The organism is Streptomyces sp. NPDC005863 (genome assembly GCF_042871345.1).
Taxonomy (GTDB): domain Bacteria; phylum Actinomycetota; class Actinomycetes; order Streptomycetales; family Streptomycetaceae; genus Streptomyces.
Genome location: NZ_JBIAII010000006.1, coordinates 107,166 through 124,010, shown reverse-complemented (window position 1 = coordinate 124,010; position 16,845 = coordinate 107,166). Strand labels below are relative to the sequence as shown.

Sequence of the window (16,845 nt, the reverse complement as noted above, 5' to 3'; positions counted from 1 at the left end):
TCCTGACGTTCGCCTACCCGTCCATTGACGCCGAACCGAACGGCAAACGGGATCACCACCGCAGATCATGCCCCTGAACTGCAGAAAGAGATGTGAAACAGCTTCTCACCCCGCCCGCCGAGTTCACCAGGACCAGTTCCCGCATCGACCCCGCGGAGCTGCTGGGCGGCACCTGGGGGCAGGACTTCATCCTCGGCCTGGCCCTCCCGGACATCAGCCTGACCGAACGCGGAGACGGCGAGGGGCGGCAGGTCCAGTTCTGGGATGCCACCGGCGCCAACGTCACCATCGTCAACCACCACCGGTGGTGGGAACCGGACGCCGTGACCGTCTACGGGCCGCGCAACCTGTGGGAGGACGTCGTCGGCGCCTATTCCCGGTGGAAGCACGCCGGGGGCCCGCACTACACGCGCTACGGCCTCACAGTCGATGACACCGGCACCCGGCTGTGGCTCGACGAGCCCGACCACGGCACCGGCGCCGGCACCCCCTGACGACTCCCGCGCCGGGCCCCCGCCCCTACCCCGCCCTGCGTCGCGGGGCAAACGGGTGGGTGGGTGGGAGACATCCGCCGCGGAGCGGCGGGCCTGTTCGCAGCCCGCGGAGAGGAGCCGGGGCCCCGCCCCCACCCGAGCCGCACCTCGCGGGGTGAGCCACCCGCCCCACCCGAACCGCACACCGCAGGGAACCTCACCCACCAGCCCGGCCCCGCAGGGAAACGCAGCACCTCACCCCCCACCGCCCAAGGCCCCCGGCCAGCTCACGGTGCCCACAACCCCTCCCCCGTAAGACCAAGAAGCTCCACCGCGTTGCCGCGTACGATCCGTTCCACCACGTCCGGTGCCAGGTGGCCCATCTGGTCCTCGCCCACCTGGCGGGACTTCGGCCAAGTGGAGTCGGAGTGCGGGTAGTCCGTCTCGTACAGGACGTTTCCCACCCCGATGGAGTCGAGGTTCTTCAGGCCGAACGCGTCGTCGAAGAAGCAGCCGAAGACGTGTTCCGTGAAGAGTTCGGACGGCGGGCGCGTGACCTTGTCCGCGACGCCGCCCCACCCACGGTTCTCCTCCCAGACGACGTCCGCGCGCTCCAGGATGTACGGGATCCAGCCGATCTGGCCCTCCGCGTACATGATCCTGAGGTTGGGGAAGCGTTCGAACTTGCCGCTCATCAGCCAGTCCACCATCGAGAAGCAGCAGTTGGCGAAGGTGATGGTGGAGCCGACCGCCGGCGGCGCGTCCGCCGAGGTGGACGGCATCTTGCTGGACGAGCCGATGTGCATGGCGACGACCGTGCCGGTCTCGTCGCAGGCGCGCAGGAAGGGGTCCCACGCGTCGGTGTGGATGGAGGGCAGTCCGAGGTGCGGCGGAATCTCGGAGAAGGCGACCGCCCGTACCCCGCGTGCGGCGTTGCGCCGTACCTCCGCCGCGGCGAGCTCGGCATCCCAGAGCGGGATGAGGGTGAGTGGTATGAGGCGGCCGTGCGCCTTTGGCCCGCACCACTCCTCCACCATCCAGTCGTTGTACGCCCGGACGCAGAGCAGCGCGAGCTCGCGGTCCTTGGCCTCGGTGAACGTCTGGCCGCAGAAGCGCGGGAAGGTCGGGAAGCAGAGGGCGGACTGGACGTGGTTGACGTCCATGTCGGCGAGCCGGTCCGGCACGTCGAACGAGCCGGGCCGCATCTGCTCGTACGTGATGACCTCGAGTTTGATCTCGTCCCTGTCGTAGCCGACCGCCGTGTCGAGGCGGGTGAGCGGGCGGTGCAGGTCCTCGTAGATCCACCAGTCCCCGATGGGTCCGTCCTCGCCCTGCTCGCCCATGACGGGGGCGAACTTCCCGCCCAGGAACGACATTTCGCGCAGGGGGGCGCGGACGATGCGGGGGCCGCGGTCCCGGTACCTCGACGGGAGCCGGTCCTGCCAGACATGAGGGGGTTCGACCGTGTGGTCGTCCACCGAGATGATCTTCGGGAAGCTCTCCGGGCCCGCCGGGGCCGCCGGGCTCTGGGTGGTCGGCGTCGTCTGCGTGGTCTCCATACGGCTCACGGTAGCGTCGATCTGACGGGTCGTCAGCTACTCGTACGGGAATCGGCGGCCGACACATCGCCGCCGTCCGGCCGCCACCCCTCGGCCACCCGGGCGCCCCCGTGGCGGGAAAGCGATCCGGAATGTCGTGCGAGGACCCTGTGAGAGCCGTCTCGCACGGCTGACGCATCCGCCATGAACAAGGCAAACTGGCGGCTAGCAAGAACCGAGCACGGTTTACGGAGCACCACCGCGGGCGGGCAGACCCGCGACCGGCAGGATTGGGAACAGCAGGGCGGCAGGGGGAGCGATGGTCGATGTACCGCGAGTACCGGAGCAGCGGCGTCCGGCCTCGGGGAACGGCCCCGAGGCGCGGACCGAGGGGCATCCCCCCGAGGTCCGGACGCCGCGCTTCAGCGTGCTCGGACCGGTGCGCGCCTGGCACGGCCCGGATCAGCTCAACACCGGCTCCCCGCAGCAGCGGGCACTGCTCGCCGCCCTCCTGCTGCGGGACGGCCGCACCGCCACGGCGTCGGAGCTGATCGACGCCCTGTGGGGCGACGAGCCGCCGTCGCAGGCACTTGCGGCGGTACGGACGTACGCCTCCCGGCTCCGCAAGGTGCTGCCCCCGGGAGTCCTCGTCAGCGAGTCCGGCGGCTATGCGATCCAGGCCGGCGACGGCGCCCTGGACCTCGCCGAGGCGGAGGACCTCTGGACCGCCGCCGAGAAGGCCCGCGGCGTCGGCGACCTGTGCCGGGCGCGCTCCCTGGTGAACGAGGCCCTCGACCTGTGGGACGGCGAGCCGCTGGCCAACGTACCCGGCCCCTACGCCGACACCCAGCGCACCCGCCTCGACGAGTGGCGCCTCCAACTCGTCGAGACCCGGCTCGACATGGACCTGGAACAGGGCTGCCACGCCGAGGCGGTCTCGGAGCTGACCGCCCTGACCGCGGCCCACCCGCTGCGCGAACGGCTGCGCGAACTGCTGATGCTCGCCCTGTACCGCAGCGGGCGCCAGGCGGAGGCCCTGGCCGTGTACGCGGACACGCGCCGGCTGCTCGCCGACGAACTCGGCGTCGACCCGCGGCCCGGGCTCAAGGAGCTCCAGCAGCGCATCCTGCAGGCCGACCCCGGTCTCGCGGAGCCCTCGGCCCCCGCCCAGGAACCGACGTCGGCGGCGGTGCGACCGGCCCAACTCCCGGCGACCGTCCCGGACTTCACCGGGAGAGGCTCGTTCGTCGACGAGCTCAGCGACATCCTGTCCGCCGCCGAGGGCCGCGTCATGGCGGTCTCCGCGCTCGCGGGCATCGGCGGCGTCGGCAAGACCACCCTCGCCGTGCACGTCGCCCACGCGGCGCGCACCCACTTCCCCGACGGCCAGCTGTACGTGGACCTGCAGGGCGCGGGGGCGCGGGCGGCGGAACCGGAGACGGTCCTCGGCGCCTTCCTGCGCGCCCTCGGCACGGCGGACTCCGCGATCCCGGACTCCCTGGAGGAGCGGGCGGCCCTGTACCGCTCGGTGCTCGACGGCCGCCGGGTCCTGGTCCTGCTGGACAACGCCCGGGACGCGGCGCAGGTCAGGCCGTTGCTGCCGGGCATGGAGGGCTGCGCCGCCCTCGTCACGAGCCGCGTGCGCATGGTCGATCTGGCGGGCGCGCACCTGGTGGACCTGGACGTGATGTCCCCCGAGGAGGCCCTCCTCCTCTTCACCCGCATCGTCGGCGAGGAGCGGGTCACCTCCGAGCGGAAGGCGGCGCTCGACGTGGTGGCGGCGTGTGGGTTCCTGCCGCTGGCCATCCGGATCGCGGCGTCCCGGCTCGCCTCGCGCCGCACCTGGACGGTCTCCACGCTCGCGGCGAAGCTCGCGGACGAGCGGCGCCGCCTGGACGAGCTGCAGGCGGGCGACCTCGCGGTGAAGGCGACGTTCGAACTGGGCTACGGCCAGCTGGAGCCGGCCCAGGCCCGCGCCTTCCGCCTCCTCGGCCTCGCGGACGGCCCCGACCTCTCCCTGGCGGCGGCCGCGGCGGTCCTCGACCTCCCCCTGGAGGAGACCGAGGACCTCCTGGAGTCCCTGGTCGACACGTCCCTGGTCGAATCGGCGGCCCCGGGCCGCTACCGCTACCACGATCTCGTACGCCTCTACGCCCGCGCCTGCGCCGAACGCGACGAACAGCCCCCCACGGAGCGGGACGCGGCGATGTCGCGCCTGCTGGACTTCTATCTGGCGTCGGCGGCCCGGGTGTACGCGATCGAGCGGCCGGGCGACCGCACGGTGGACCACCTGGAGACCACCGGCCACGCGGGCCAGGACTTCACGGACGACACGAGGGCCCTGGACTGGCTGCACTCCGAGGCGGCATGCATCCTGGCCTGCGTGCAGCAGTCGCTGGGGGCGAGGACGCTGCGCCGGGCGGTGGACCTGCTCCTCGCGTCCAAGGACCTGGCGGAGTCGGGAGCGAGTTCGCTCCGCTACGAGGCGGCGACGTGCGCGGCGCGGGATGCGGCGGCGGCGTTGGGGGACACGCATGCGGAGGGGCGGGCGCGGGTCACGCTCACGCAGGTGCTCAACAACGCCGGGCGCTTCGAGAAGGCCGAGCCGGAAGCCCGGCGCGCGGCGGAACTCGGACGGGTCTCGGGAGACCCGTGGACCAGCGGCAATGCCCCGAACGAGCAGGGAATCATCGCGAACTGCATGCACCAGCACGCAGCGGGCGAGGCCTTCCTGGTCACAGCGATCGAGGCGTTCCGAGCAGACGGCAACCGGCCCGGGGAAGCCAGCGCTCTGTGCAACCGTTCCCGCAGCCTCGACTCGATGGGCCGCACCTCCGCGGCGATCGACCTCGTCAAGCAGGGCATGGCCATCTACGACGAGCTCGGCCTCACCTTCCGGCTGGCCAACGCGAGGTACGCCCTCGGGATCGCCCTCACTCATGCGAAGCGCCATGCGGAGGCGCTGGACCAGCTCGATCAGGCATTGGTGGTGTTCGCGGAGAACCGCCAGCGCCTGTGGGAGGGGACCACGCACTACCGCATCGCGCACGTCCACCTGTCGGAACGGCATCACGCCCTGGCGGCACGGCACGCCGAACAGGCGCTCACCACCGGGTACATCGGGGGCGACTGGATGCGGGCCAACGTGTTGACCCTGTTGGGAAGGGCGCTGGACAGTCTCGGCCAGGTCGACCGGGCGCGGGCCTGCTGGCACGAGGCCCTGGTGCTGCACACGAACGCCGGGTCCACGGAGATGGACGAAGTCCGCGAGCTCCTCCACCCGATCGCGGCGGCCTGACCCGGCGGCTCCGGGGCGTTCATCGAACGTTTATGGGCGGCTGTCACTCTCTACTCATCGATCCGTCGCGTCGGGGGGCAGACGGGTCGCCTTGGGCCTCACGGATAGGGTGAGCGGCCCTGGAACGCCCGCTCGGCGACCCTCGGGGGAGTTGCCGAGCGGGCGTTCTGCCCCAGCGAACCGTCTACTCCACGGGAGTTCGACCATGAGCGACGCCAAGAAGAACCTGGACATCACCACCATGGGCGACAGCCACCAGCCCGCCCCGCCGAAGGACGGAACGGCCACGACCCAGGGTGACAGCCACCAGCCGGCCCCGCCGGCGGCCCTGGACGACAGCCACCAGCCGGCCCCGCCGGCCACGGACGTCTGAGACGGCGATTCCGACGGGGGAACGTTCGGCCGCGACGGCGCGGAGGGGGAGCCGTCGCGGCCGACGCATGTGCGGTTCCGGGTAAGAGCAGTAGGACGAGGCGAACGCCCGCCGTCGGCGGAATCGAACGTTCAGCCGCCTTGTCAGTAAGGTCACTTGACGTTGCAGACCCACCCCGTCAAAGGAGTTGGAATGACACGCGCCAAACACATCCTCGTCACCGCCGCCATCGCGGCCGCCACCGCGGCCGGAGCCGCGACGCCGGCACTAGCCGACAGCCACTCCCCCGCCCCGCCCGCCGACAGCCACACCCCGTTCGTCGCGCAGGACGGCCACCTGCCGACCACGCCCCAGGGCGACAGCGACATAGCGGCGCCCCCGCACAGCTGACGCCGCGCGCGGCGCCACGTCGGCGCGGAACGGGGCCGGGCCACCGCTCGGCCCCGTTTCGGCCATGCGACAGTCAGACCCATGACCCACTCCATACCGGCGCGCCGAAGACACCTCACCACCCCCGCCCTCCTCCTCTGCGCCGCCCTCGCCCTCACCGCATGCGGCAGCGAGAAGGCCGGCCCCTCGGACGCGGCGGCCCCGCCACCCGCGGCCACCCCCACCAGCCCCACCAGCCCCGCATCCGCCGCTCCCGGCCCCTCCCCCTACGTGGACCCCGACGTCGCCGACGGTGCTCCGCACGAGGGGGAGAACAACGCCTACCGGCGGCCCGGCGAGATGTCCCCCGCCGACCTCAAGGACGCGCAGGCCGAGACCGCCCGTATCGAGCCCGTGCTGAAGCGGCTGTGGAAGCGGAAGACGTGGGACCCCGACAGCGTGCGGAACGCGCTCACCGAGGAGTTGGGGTACGAGGAACGCCGGACGACCGGCGGGGGCAAGCTGCTCGGCGGGGAGCTGGAGGTCCGGGCGATGTACGAGCGGTACGAGAACGGTGAGTCCGTCACGCCCGAAGGCGCACGGATCGGCCTCTACGTGGGAGACCACGGCTGCGTCACCGCGTTCGTCCAGGAGACCAACTACGAGGCGTCGGCCAACGGCCGCTTCCCGGAGACCGGTTGCCTCTCGCCGCCCGTCGGGCACTGAGACGGGCCGCACGCCGAGGCCGCGCGTCCCGTCCCCGTAATCCCGTGGACACCACATCCCTCCCCGCCCCATAGTCCCCCATGACCTCCCGCGTGCGCCACCTCACGATCGACTCCCACGACGCCTATCGCCAGGGGGCCTTCTGGGCCGAGGTCCTCGGCGGCAAGCTCGCCGACGACGACTTTCCCGGCGATCCGGAGGCCTCCGTCGAGGCGGACGGGATCACCCTGCTCTTCGTGACCGTGCCGGAGACGAAGACGCTCAAGAACCGGCTGCACATCGACCTCCAGCCGCAGGACCGCACCCGCGACGAAGAGGTCGAACGCCTCCTCGCCCTCGGCGCGAAGCCGTACGAGGACCACCGCCGCCCCGGCGGCCTCGGCTGGGTCAGCCTCACCGACCTGGAGGGCAACGAGTTCTGCGTGGAGCGCAGCGCCGACGAGCGTGCCGCCACCGCGGGTTCTACCGGGTGAGGTCGCCCCGCAGCTTGCCCTTCACCACCTTCCCGCTCGCGTTCCTCGGCAGCTCGCCGACGAACTCCACCGACCTCGGCACCTTGTAGTTCGCCATCTCGCGGCGTGACCACGCGATCAGGTCGTCGGCCGTCGTCAGCGCGCCCGGGCGCCGCACCACGTACGCCCTGCCCACCTCCCCGAGGCGCGGGTCGGGGACGCCGATGACCGCCACGTCCGCCACATCCGGGTGGCAGCCCAGGAGTTGCTCTATCTCCGCGGGGTAGGCGTTGAAGCCGCCGACGATGAACATGTCCTTGATCCGGTCCGTGATGCGGAGGTTGCCCTCCGCGTCGAGGACGCCCACGTCGCCCGTGCGCAGCCAGCCGTCGGGCGTCAGGCACGCCTTCGTGGCGGCCGGGTCCTCGAAGTAGCCCCGCATGACGTTGTGTCCGCGCACCATGACCTCGCCCGGGTGGCCCGGCGGCAGGGTTTCGCCCTCGGCCGTGACGACCCGTACCTCCGTGTCGGGGATGGCGCAGCCCGACGTCGCCGCGACGACCTCGACCGGGTCGCCGCGGCGGCACATCGTGACGATGCCGCTCGCCTCGGAGAGGCCGTACGCCGTCAGGACGGTGGCGATGCGCAGCTCCGCGCGCAGCCGCTCCACCAGTTGCAGCGGCACCACCGCCGCGCCGGTCACCACGAGCCGCAGCGCGGACAGGTCGTGCTGGTCGCGGGCGGGGTGGTCGAGGATCGACTGGTGCAGGGTGGGCGGGCCCGGCAGGACGGAGACGCGTTCGGCGGCGACGTTCGCGAGGACCGTGTCCACGTTGAAGACCGGCTGCGGGATCATCGTCGCGCCGCGCATCAGGCACGCGATGATCCCGGCCTTGTAGCCGAAGGTGTGGAAGAACGGGTTCACGATCAGATAGCGGTCGCCCTCGCGCAGGCCCGCCAGGTCGCTCCACACGTCGTAGCAGCGCAGCGTCTGCGCGTGGGTGATGACGGCGCCCTTGGGGCGGCCGGTGGTGCCGGAGGTGAAGACGATGTCCGAGGGCGCCGATCCGTCGACCGCGTCCGCCCTGGTGCGGACCGCCGCCGCGGCCACGCCGTCGCCGCCCGCGAGGAAGTCCTTCCAGGTGCGGAAGGAGCGCGGGGCGTCGTCGGAGAGGACCACCGCCTGCTCCAGGTGCGGCAGGCCCGGCAGCGGTCCTTCACCGGGTCCCTCGGCCGCCGCGCGCCGCAGCGAGGCGACGTACGACGTGCCGAGGAACGTGCCGGTGACGAAGAGGACCTTGGCGCGGCTGCGGGCCAGGACGTACGCCGCCTCGGAGCCCTTGAAGCGGGTGTTGAGGGGGACGAGGACCGCGCCGGCGGTGACCGCGCCGAGTGCGGAGACGATCCAGTCGAGGGTGTTGGGCGCCCAGACGGCCACGCGGTCGCCGGGTTCGACGCCGGACGCCATGCACGCGGCCGCGGCCCGCTCCACGCGCGCGCCCAGCTCCTCGTACGAGACGCGGGTGCGGCCCTCGACGACCGCCTCGCGCGGGCCGTACCGCTCGGCGGCCGCCCGCACAAGTCCCGGGATGCTGCCCCACTCCAGGTCGCCGCGCATCGCAAGCCCCTCCCGACGTGTAGCTGACTGCCCGTCAGATTAACGGTAGCCTGACGACCTGTCAGCAGACCGCGCACGGCGGTGATATGGCCCGCTCTCCCGGAGGTGCCGCTGCCCATGGCTTCACTCAAGGACGCTACAGCGATCGTCGGGATCGGCCAGACCCCGTTCGCGAAACAACTGCCGCAGAGCGAGAAGGAACTGGCCTGCCGCGCCATCCTCGCGGCCCTCGGCGACGCCGGCATCGCACCCTCCGAGGTCGACGCCTTCGCCTCGTACACGATGGAGGAGACCGACGAGGTCGAGGTCGCCAAGGCCGTCGGCGCGGGCGACGTCACCTTCTTCAGCAAGGTCGGCTACGGCGGCGGCGGTTCCTGCGCGACCGTCGCGCACCTCGCGTCCGCCATCGCCACCGGCCAGGCGCACGTCGGCATCGCCTGGCGCTCGCGCAAGCGCGGCAGCGGCCCGCGGCCCTGGAAGAACACCACCGTGCAGCTGCCCACCCCAGGCCAGTGGACGCGGCCCTTCGGCCTCCTGCGGCCCGCCGACGAGATCGGCATGCTGACCCGCCGCTACATGCACGAGTACGGCGCGACCCGCGACCACCTCTTCAACGTCGCCCTCGCCTGCCGCAACCGCGCCAACCAGAACCCGGCCGCGATGATGTACGAACGCCCGCTGACCCGCGACATGTATATGACCTCCCGCTGGATCAGCGAGCCGCTCTGCCTCTTCGACAACTGCCTGGAGACGGACGGGGCGTTGGCGTGCGTGCTCGTCTCCGCGGAGCGCGCGCGGGACTGCCGGCAGCGGCCCGTGTACGTGCACTCCGTGGCGCAGGGGCTGCCCTCGCAGCACCACGGCATGGTCAACTACTGGAACGAGGACCCGCTCTCCGGCCCGGCCTGGACCGCGGCCCGACACCTGTGGAAACAGGCGGACTTCGGCCCGCAGGACGTGGACGTCGCGCAGATCTACGACGCGTTCACGCCGCTCATACCGCTCTCCCTGGAGGGCTACGGCTTCTGCGGGCGCGGTGAGGGCGGCGCCTTCACGGAGGGCGGGGCCCTGGAGAGCGGCGGACGGCTGCCGATCAACACCGGGGGCGGCGGGCTCAGCGAGGCGTACGTGCACGGCTTCAACCTCATCAACGAGGGCGTGAAGCAGCTGCGGGGCACGTCCACGGCGCAGGTGCCGAACGCGTCGACCTGCCTGGTGACGGCGGGCGAAGGGGTCCCGACGTCGGCGCTCCTGCTCCGGTCCCCCTGAGGGACGCGGGGAACACGCGACGGGCCACCGAGAGACCCACATCCCCGCACCCCCACTTAGGGACACCCACATGGCAGACGCGACACCGGCAGAAACCCTCCTGACCCCCACCGTCGACGACGACGGCGCCCCCTTCTGGACGTACGCCGCCCGAGGCGAACTCCGCGTACAGGCCTGCGCGGAGGCGCCCTGCGGCGAACTCCGCTTCCCGCCCCGCCCCTGCTGCCCGCACTGCGGTTCCTTCGACAGCGAGTGGCGCAGGATGAGCGGCCGGGGCCGCATCTGGTCCTACGTCTTCCCGCACCCGCCCCTGCTGCCCGCCTACGCCGAGCAGGCCCCGTACAACGCGATCGTCGTCGAACTGGCCGACGCCCCCCGCATCCGCCTCGTCGGCAACCTCGTCGCGGCGCCCGACGCCGCGCTGAACTCGGTGCCCCCGGAGCGGCTGCGCATCGGCGCGAAGGTGCAGGTCGTCTTCGCGGACGTCGGCGGGACCGTGGTGCCGCGCTGGATCCTGGAGCGGCCGTGACGACGGCGAGGCGGCGGCCCGGGTCCGGCCTGCGCACGGCGGTCGACAAGGACACGGGCGTAGCGGTCCTCACCCTGGCCCGCCCCGCGCGCCACAACGCGATCGACCTGGAGACGGCCGCACAACTGAGCGCCGCTTGGCGTGAGTTCCGCTTCGACGAGGCCGTACGGGCGGTGGTCGTGACGGGCGCGGGTGAGGCGGCGTTCTGCACGGGCATCGACCGCGACACGGACGTGCCGCAGCCGAACTCCCCGTACACGATCGACGATCCGCTCATCGCGATCGGCCCCAAGGCGAACGACTGCTGGAAACCGGTGATCGCCGCCGTCAACGGCATGGCGTGCGGCGGCGCCTTCTACCTCATCGGCGAGGCCGAGTTCGTGGTGGCGGACGAACGCGCCACGTTCTTCGACCCGCACACCACGTACGGCATGGTCAGCGCGTACGAGGCGATCCACATGGCGCAGCGCATGCCGTTCGGCGAGGTGGCGAGGATGGCGCTGATGGGCACGGCGGAGCGGGTCTCGGCGCGGCGGGCGTACGAGACGGGCCTGGTCTCCGAACTGACGCCGCCCGGCGCCGCGCTGGACGCGGCGCTGCGGGCGGCCGCCACGATCGCCTCATATCCGACGGAGGCGGTGCAGGGCACGGTGCGGGCCCTCTGGTCGGCGAAGGAGGCGGCCCGCAACCAGGCGCTGGCGCACGCGCCGCACCTGATCACGCTGGGCAACGTGCCGCCGGAGCGACAGGCGGAGCTGTTCGCGGGGCGGCGGGGTGGCGGGGGGTTCCGTACGCGGTAGGGGCCCCACCCCCGCGGCCCGCTCTCCTCGCGTCGCGCGGTGTCGGCACCCGGCGTAGCGTCGGTTCCGCGAGACGCGCACGCCCCCTTCGGCCGGTGCGCACACGAGGAGGCCCGTCATGGTCCGCAACGTCCTCGGGTCGGTCCTCGCTCTCGTCGGAGCGACGGCCGCCGTATGGAGCCCCTTCCGAGCCTGGTACGACGGCCGTCACGGGCGTGACTTCCGCATCGGGGACCTGTTCTCCGGCGGCGGGGTCACCGACGCGGGGGCGGAACTGTTCGGTTCGCTCTTCCTCCCGTTCGCCGTCGCGGCGCTGCTGACGCTGGCGGGACTGCTGCTGAGGTCGCGGCTGCTGGTGGCGGTGGCGGGCGTGCTGGTGCTCGGCTTCACGGTGCTGTGGATGGTCCGCCAGGGCCAGGCGGAGGGCAGCCTGGCCGTCGCGGGCGACGGCTCGGGCCTGGGTCAGGGAGCGCTGGGGGCGTTCGGGGGCGGGGTACTGCTTCTGCTGGGTGCGGCGGTGATGTCCGGGCGGGCCCGGCGCGGACGGAGGGCGTCGCGGGCCCCTTACGCGGAGGACACGGCTCCGGGCCCGTACGCGGACGACCCCACGCAGGCGCCGTACGCGGGGACGCCGGATCGGGCCCCCTACGCGGACGACCCCACGCAGGCGCCGCACGCCGGGGCACCGGGCCGGGCCCCCCACGACGACGATTCCACCCGCACGATGTACGTGGACGATTCCGCGGGAGCGCCGTACGGGGACGATCCCGCGCAGGCACCGTATCCGGACGACGGGGCGCAGACGCCGTACGCGGGGACGCCCCGCGTGACGCCGCCCGGCGACGAGGCGCGGCCGACCCAGTACCCGTATCCGGAGCCGTACGAGGACCCGTACACGGACCCGTACGCGGAGCCGCCGGAGCGGTCGCGGCAGGAACCGGAACCCGGACCGGCCCCGGATCAGCCCCGGACGGCAGGACCCAGGCACCCGGAGGAGCCGCCCACCCCCACGCCTCCGCCCTGGCAGACGCCGCCAGACCGGTGAGGTAGCCCTGGCAGACGCCGCCGGGCCGGTGAGGTAGCCCTGGCAGACGCCGCCGGGCCGGTGAGGTAGCCGCCCGACTCCGGGCCCCCAGGCCCGCCGCTCCGCGGCGGATGTATCCCACCCACCCACCCGTTTACCCCGCGACACAGGGCGGGAGTAGGGGCGGGCGGGTGTACCCCGTGCCGTGGGCTCAGGGGCGGGCGGGTGGGTGAGCACGCACAACGGGCCGTGGGCTCAGGGGCGGGTGGGTGAGTGCGCGTCCCGCGACGGCCGTGGGCATAGGGCAGGTGGGTGCGTGTACCCCGTGCCGTAAGCGCAGTGGGCGGGTGGGCGTGTCTCGCAACGTGCCGTGGGCGCAGGTGACGGTCAGTGGGTGCGCCACGCACAACGTGTCGTGGGCTCAGGGGCGGGCGGGCGAGTGCGCGTCCCGCGACGGGCCGTGGGCCCAGGGGCAGGCGGGTGGGTGCGCCACCCACAACGTGCCGTGAGCTCAGGGGCGGGCGGGCGAGTGCGCGTCCCGCGACGGGCCGTGGGCCCAGGCACAGGCGGGTGAGTGCGCCACCCACAACGTGCCATGGGCCTAGGGGCAGGCGCGCGGGTGCGCCACCCACCCGCCTGCCGCTGGGCGCAGGGAGCCGCCCCACCGGGCCGCACCCGCGTACGAGACGGAAGGGGACGTGGGGGTATGTGCGCACGGAGCACCGAGCCAGCAATAGCAACGTTGTCCGCGAGGCGTGGCGAACAGTGGATGGCGAGTACGCACATACCCCCGCGGCCCCGCACCCACAAACGAACCCAAGGCGCAGACCCCGGCCCAAAGCACACCCGCACCCAGCCACCGCCCACCCCACGGCGCGGGGCAAACGGGTGAACGGGTGGGAGACACCCGCCGCGCAGCGGCGGACCAGACCAAAACCCACAGGCCCGGGCCCCCCACTGAGGCCACCCACACAGACGACCCCCACCCTCCCCACCCCCCAAGGCCTCCGGCCTACCCCCGCGCAGTCCCCGTCCCCCGCTCCGCATCCAACGCGTACACACACCGATCCTTGCTGCACGCGTACACCACGCCATCCCGCACCACGGGCGCCCCCGTGATCTCGCCGCCCGTCGCCAGCTTCCAGCGGAGGCGGCCGTCGTCCGCCTTCAGGGTGTAGAGGAGGTGGTCCGTGGAGCCGAAGTGGATGCGGCGGTCGGCGACGACCGGCGTGCCGACGACCTCGCCGCCCGCCTGGAAGCGCCACTTCGGCGTGCCCGTGACCGCGTCGAGGGTGTAGAGCCCCTTGCCGCTGCCCACGTGCACGTGGCCGTCCGCGACGAGGACCGGTTCGATCGAGGAGCGGGACTCCGTGGCGATGCGCCACCGGTCGCGGCCGTCCGTCGCGTCGAGGGCGTACACCGTGCCGAGGTAGTCGGCGAGGTAGACGCCGCCGCCCGTCACCGCGGGCCCGGGCGCGAACGCGGGCGGGCAGAGGAACGCGGCCGGCGCCTCGAAGTGCCAGCGCACGTGCCCGCCGGCCACGTCGATGGCGAGGACCCGTGAGCCCGCGGCCACGTACACGTATCCGTCCTGCGCCTGGGCGAGCCGCACCGGCACGCCCCCGCAGGAGGCCGCGTCGCCGACCGGGTAGGACCAGCGTTCCTCGCCCGTACGGGCCTCCAGGGCGCGCAGCCGGGCGCCCTTCCACACGTACACCGTGCCGTCGTGGACGACGGGTCCTGCCTCGGGCGTCTCGAAGTCGGTCTGGGCTCCGGTGATCTCCCAGAGCTTCTCGCCGTTGGCCGCCTCCCAGGCCTGGACGCCGCCGCCGCGCGTGCCGGTGACGACGGTGCCGCGGTCGGCCTGGAGGGAGTACACCCAGGCGTCGGTCGGCAGCCGCCAGAGGTCGGATCCCTCGGCGCCGTCGAGGGCGTAGAGCGTGGGGCCGTCGGAGGCGTGGATGCGGCCGTCGGCCACGGCCATGGACCAGGCGACGTCCCGCGTCTTGAAGCTGCGCCGGCCGGTGGCGACGTCCAGGGCGTGGACCTCGAAGGACGTCACGTAGACGAGGTTCCCCGCGACGGCGGGGGTGCCCCAGACGTCGTTGGACATCCGGAAGCGCCAGGGCCGCCACGACGTGGGCGCGGCGTCGGGCGCCGGGGCCGGCGCGGGCACCCCGGCGGCGGCCGGGTCGGTGCCGTTGGTGCCGGCCCGGTGCGGGGCGGAGCGGGACCAGGACGCGGCGAGCCCGGAGGCGCCGGGCGGGACGCTCGCGCGGGCGGCGGAGACGCGCGGCCCCGGCCCGATCGGCACCTTCGCCCCGGCGAGCCGCACCGGCCCGGCGTCCGGCGTCACCGCGAACGGCGGCTGGGACGGCGCGGGCGGCGGCTGCTGCGGGAGCGGCGGCGCGGTGACGGGCGCGGCGGGCGCGGCCGCTGCGGCGCCCCGGCCGCCGCTGCGCGCGGCGGACGCGGCGACCCGGGCGGGCGGCCGGCCCCCGCGGCGGGCCTCGATGAGGGCGACGGCCCGCTCGGGCAGCCACGCGGACGCCGTCCCGCTGTCGTCGTTGTCGGCGCTCTCGGAGGCGAAGAGGTGCGGGGCGAGCTGCGCCTGGAGGTCGGCGGGGGTGGGCCGGAGCGCGGCCTCCATCTGCATGCAGGACTCGATGAGGGGCCGCAGCTCGTCGGGCAGGCCCGCCAGGTCGGGGCCCTCGCGGAGCAGCATGAAGACGGTCTCGACGGGGTTGGCGCCGTGGAACGGCGCGTGCCCGGTGGCGGCGAAGACGAGGGTGGAGCCGAGCGAGAAGACGTCGCTGGCGCCGGTGACGCTGCGCGAGTCCTTCGCCTGCTCGGGTGACATGTACGCGGGCGTGCCGACGGCGACGTTGGTCATGGTCAGCCGGGTGTTGGAGACGCCGGACGCGATGCCGAAGTCGATGACGCGCGGCCCGTCCTCGACGACGAGGACGTTGGAGGGCTTGAGGTCGCGGTGGACCAGGCCCGCGCCGTGGATGGACTCCAGGGCCTCGGCCACGCCCGCCGCGAGCCAGCGCACCGCCTGGGTGGGCAGCGGCCCGTGTTCATTCACTATTTCCTCGAGGGAGGGCGCCGGCACGTACGCCGTGGCGAGCCAGGGCACGGCGGCCCGCGGGTCGGCGTCCACCACCGCGGCCGTGTAGAAGCCGGACACGGCGCGGGCGGCCTCGACCTCGCGCGTGAAGCGGACACGGAACAGCTGGTCCTCGGCGAGCTCGGTCCGCACCGTCTTGATCGCCACGCGCCGCCCCGACGCGGAGCGCGCGAGATAGACCAGACCCATGCCACCGGCACCAAGTCGGCCGAGGACCTCGAACGGCCCGATCCGCCTCGGATCGTGCTGCGTCAGCTGATCCACCACTTGCCTTGCCACCTCCCCGTACGCGGCCGTCGAAGAGGACGGCCCCGTGCAGCGTCTCACCACCGAGCCGCTACGGCGGCACGCACCCTGATTCTTCCTGTCCGAGGCGGCCGTTGCGAACCCGGGGCGGGATCGGGGTGTCTGGGGACAAAACCCCACCCTCAGTCCTGGAGGACCGCGAACGTCGCCCCCTGATTGTCGGTGAGCACCGCGATCCTGCCGTACGGGGTGTCGGCGGGCGCCCTGCGGATCCGGCCGCCGAGCCGGGGCACCGCGGCGGCCACGGCGTCCGTGTCGGTGACGGCGAAGTAGACGAGGAAGTGCGGGGGCATCCGCACCTCGGACGCGGTGTCGGTGAGCAGGGCGCGGCCGCCGACGGCCGTTTCGGGGCCGGGCTCGGTGCCCGCGGGCGACCAGGCGCGGAACTCCTCGCCGTCGAGATCCAGGTCGAAGCCGCGGTAGCCGAGCACGCCCTCGTAGAAGGGGTCGACCAGCTGTTTGTCCCGCGAGTACACCTCGGTCCAGCAGTACGAGCCGGGCCGCTGCCGCCGTCCGAATCCGGGGTGCGTGCCGCCCTGCCAGAGGCCGAAGACGGCGCCTTCGGGGTCGGCGGCCAGGGCCATCGTCCCGTAGGGGCCAATCGGCAGCGCCTCCCTGATCATCGAGCCGCCTGCGGCCCTGATCCGCTCGCCGAGCGCGGCGGCGTCGGGCGTGGCCAGGTACACCGTCCACACGGTGGGCATGCGGCCGTCGGCCTTGGGGGCGAGCGCGGCGACGGGGGTCCCGTCGGCGTACGCCTGGGCGTAGTGCCCGTACTCCGGCCCCGCGCCCTCGTCGAAGGTCCACCCGAAGAGCTCACCGTAGAACCGCTTGCCGCCCGCGACGTCGGGGAGCATCGCGTCGACCCAGCAGGGCACGCCCTCCGCGTATCCGTCCGCTGTGTCCTGCTCTGCGTAGTCCATGCCGTCAAGCTAACGGC

14 protein-coding genes are annotated in these 16,845 nt (G+C 73.2%); 10 read left to right on the top strand and 4 right to left on the bottom strand.

Annotation, left to right across the window (positions count from 1 at the left end; genetic code table 11):
• Nucleotides 1-92 precede the first annotated feature (92 nt).
• Nucleotides 93-494, top strand: a complete 402-nt coding sequence (locus ACFYO9_RS22075) for a hypothetical protein (protein ID WP_358774991.1) — start codon at nt 93-95, stop codon at nt 492-494.
• 266 nt (nt 495-760) lie between these two features.
• Here ACFYO9_RS22075 and ACFYO9_RS22070 read toward each other — a convergent pair whose 3' ends face one another.
• Nucleotides 761-2,032, bottom strand: coding sequence for an amidohydrolase family protein (locus ACFYO9_RS22070; protein ID WP_358774993.1), 1,272 nt, complete (start codon nt 2,030-2,032; stop codon nt 761-763).
• A 298-nt stretch (nt 2,033-2,330) separates the two neighbouring features.
• Between ACFYO9_RS22070 and ACFYO9_RS22065 the strand changes: the two genes are divergently transcribed.
• From ACFYO9_RS22065 to ACFYO9_RS22045, 5 genes are all read left to right on the top strand, one after another.
• Complete coding sequence (locus ACFYO9_RS22065) at nt 2,331-5,309, top strand: BTAD domain-containing putative transcriptional regulator (protein WP_358774995.1); 2,979 nt, start codon at nt 2,331-2,333, stop codon at nt 5,307-5,309.
• 205 nt (nt 5,310-5,514) lie between these two features.
• Nucleotides 5,515-5,682: a sigma-like protein gene (locus ACFYO9_RS22060; protein ID WP_355807755.1), complete on the top strand. Its 168-nt coding sequence runs from the start codon at nt 5,515-5,517 to the stop codon at nt 5,680-5,682.
• 192 nt (nt 5,683-5,874) lie between these two features.
• On the top strand, nt 5,875-6,072 hold the full coding sequence (locus ACFYO9_RS22055; RefSeq protein WP_355807757.1) for a hypothetical protein: 198 nt from the start codon (nt 5,875-5,877) through the stop codon (nt 6,070-6,072).
• 81 nt (nt 6,073-6,153) lie between these two features.
• The gene (locus tag ACFYO9_RS22050) at nt 6,154-6,777 is read left to right on the top strand and encodes a hypothetical protein (protein WP_358774997.1); all 624 of its coding nucleotides are present in this window, start codon (nt 6,154-6,156) and stop codon (nt 6,775-6,777) included.
• Nucleotides 6,778-6,857: 80 nt separating this feature from the next.
• Nucleotides 6,858-7,250, top strand: coding sequence for a VOC family protein (locus tag ACFYO9_RS22045; protein WP_358774999.1), 393 nt, complete (start codon nt 6,858-6,860; stop codon nt 7,248-7,250).
• Here ACFYO9_RS22045 and ACFYO9_RS22040 read toward each other — a convergent pair.
• On the bottom strand, nt 7,240-8,847 hold the full coding sequence (locus ACFYO9_RS22040) for a FadD3 family acyl-CoA ligase (RefSeq protein WP_358775000.1): 1,608 nt from the start codon (nt 8,845-8,847) through the stop codon (nt 7,240-7,242). The two genes, ACFYO9_RS22045 and ACFYO9_RS22040, sit on opposite strands and share 11 nt — an antisense overlap.
• 117 nt (nt 8,848-8,964) lie before the next feature.
• Here ACFYO9_RS22040 and ACFYO9_RS22035 point away from each other — a divergent pair, with 117 nt between their 5' ends.
• The 4 genes from ACFYO9_RS22035 to ACFYO9_RS22020 all read left to right on the top strand — a co-directional run bounded on the left by ACFYO9_RS22035 (nt 8,965) and on the right by ACFYO9_RS22020 (nt 12,490).
• On the top strand, nt 8,965-10,116 hold the full coding sequence (locus ACFYO9_RS22035) for a lipid-transfer protein (protein WP_355807765.1): 1,152 nt from the start codon (nt 8,965-8,967) through the stop codon (nt 10,114-10,116).
• A 70-nt stretch (nt 10,117-10,186) separates the two neighbouring features.
• Nucleotides 10,187-10,645, top strand: a complete 459-nt coding sequence (locus ACFYO9_RS22030; RefSeq protein ID WP_358710554.1) for an OB-fold domain-containing protein — start codon at nt 10,187-10,189, stop codon at nt 10,643-10,645.
• A complete protein-coding gene (locus tag ACFYO9_RS22025) occupies nt 10,642-11,445 on the top strand; it encodes an enoyl-CoA hydratase/isomerase family protein (protein ID WP_358775002.1) in 804 nt (267 codons plus the stop codon). The genes ACFYO9_RS22030 and ACFYO9_RS22025 overlap by 4 nt, the downstream gene beginning before the upstream one ends.
• 118 nt (nt 11,446-11,563) lie before the next feature.
• Nucleotides 11,564-12,490, top strand: a complete 927-nt coding sequence (locus ACFYO9_RS22020) for a hypothetical protein (RefSeq protein WP_388666507.1) — start codon at nt 11,564-11,566, stop codon at nt 12,488-12,490.
• A 991-nt stretch (nt 12,491-13,481) separates the two neighbouring features.
• Here the strand turns inward: ACFYO9_RS22020 and ACFYO9_RS22015 are convergent.
• Together ACFYO9_RS22015 and ACFYO9_RS22010 are read right to left on the bottom strand one after the other, a co-directional pair.
• Entirely contained in the window at nt 13,482-15,866 is a 2,385-nt protein-coding gene (locus ACFYO9_RS22015) for a serine/threonine-protein kinase (protein ID WP_358775004.1), read from the bottom strand.
• 161 nt (nt 15,867-16,027) lie between these two features.
• Nucleotides 16,028-16,828: a VOC family protein gene (locus ACFYO9_RS22010; protein WP_358775006.1), complete on the bottom strand. Its 801-nt coding sequence runs from the start codon at nt 16,826-16,828 to the stop codon at nt 16,028-16,030.
• Between the last annotated feature and the right edge of the window lie 17 nt (nt 16,829-16,845).

What these genes read in the sequence shown, in the direction of transcription:
- ACFYO9_RS22070 (WP_358774993.1), bottom strand. Translation starts at nt 2,032, where the DNA reads ATGGAGACCACGCAGACGACGCCGACCACCCAGAGCCCGGCGGCCCCG.
- ACFYO9_RS22065 (WP_358774995.1), top strand. Translation starts at nt 2,331, where the DNA reads ATGGTCGATGTACCGCGAGTACCGGAGCAGCGGCGTCCGGCCTCGGGG.
- ACFYO9_RS22060 (WP_355807755.1), top strand. Translation starts at nt 5,515, where the DNA reads ATGAGCGACGCCAAGAAGAACCTGGACATCACCACCATGGGCGACAGC.
- ACFYO9_RS22055 (WP_355807757.1), top strand. Translation starts at nt 5,875, where the DNA reads ATGACACGCGCCAAACACATCCTCGTCACCGCCGCCATCGCGGCCGCC.
- ACFYO9_RS22050 (WP_358774997.1), top strand. Translation starts at nt 6,154, where the DNA reads ATGACCCACTCCATACCGGCGCGCCGAAGACACCTCACCACCCCCGCC.
- ACFYO9_RS22045 (WP_358774999.1), top strand. Translation starts at nt 6,858, where the DNA reads ATGACCTCCCGCGTGCGCCACCTCACGATCGACTCCCACGACGCCTAT.
- ACFYO9_RS22040 (WP_358775000.1), bottom strand. Translation starts at nt 8,847, where the DNA reads ATGCGCGGCGACCTGGAGTGGGGCAGCATCCCGGGACTTGTGCGGGCG.
- ACFYO9_RS22035 (WP_355807765.1), top strand. Translation starts at nt 8,965, where the DNA reads ATGGCTTCACTCAAGGACGCTACAGCGATCGTCGGGATCGGCCAGACC.
- ACFYO9_RS22030 (WP_358710554.1), top strand. Translation starts at nt 10,187, where the DNA reads ATGGCAGACGCGACACCGGCAGAAACCCTCCTGACCCCCACCGTCGAC.
- ACFYO9_RS22020 (WP_388666507.1), top strand. Translation starts at nt 11,564, where the DNA reads ATGGTCCGCAACGTCCTCGGGTCGGTCCTCGCTCTCGTCGGAGCGACG.
- ACFYO9_RS22010 (WP_358775006.1), bottom strand. Translation starts at nt 16,828, where the DNA reads ATGGACTACGCAGAGCAGGACACAGCGGACGGATACGCGGAGGGCGTG.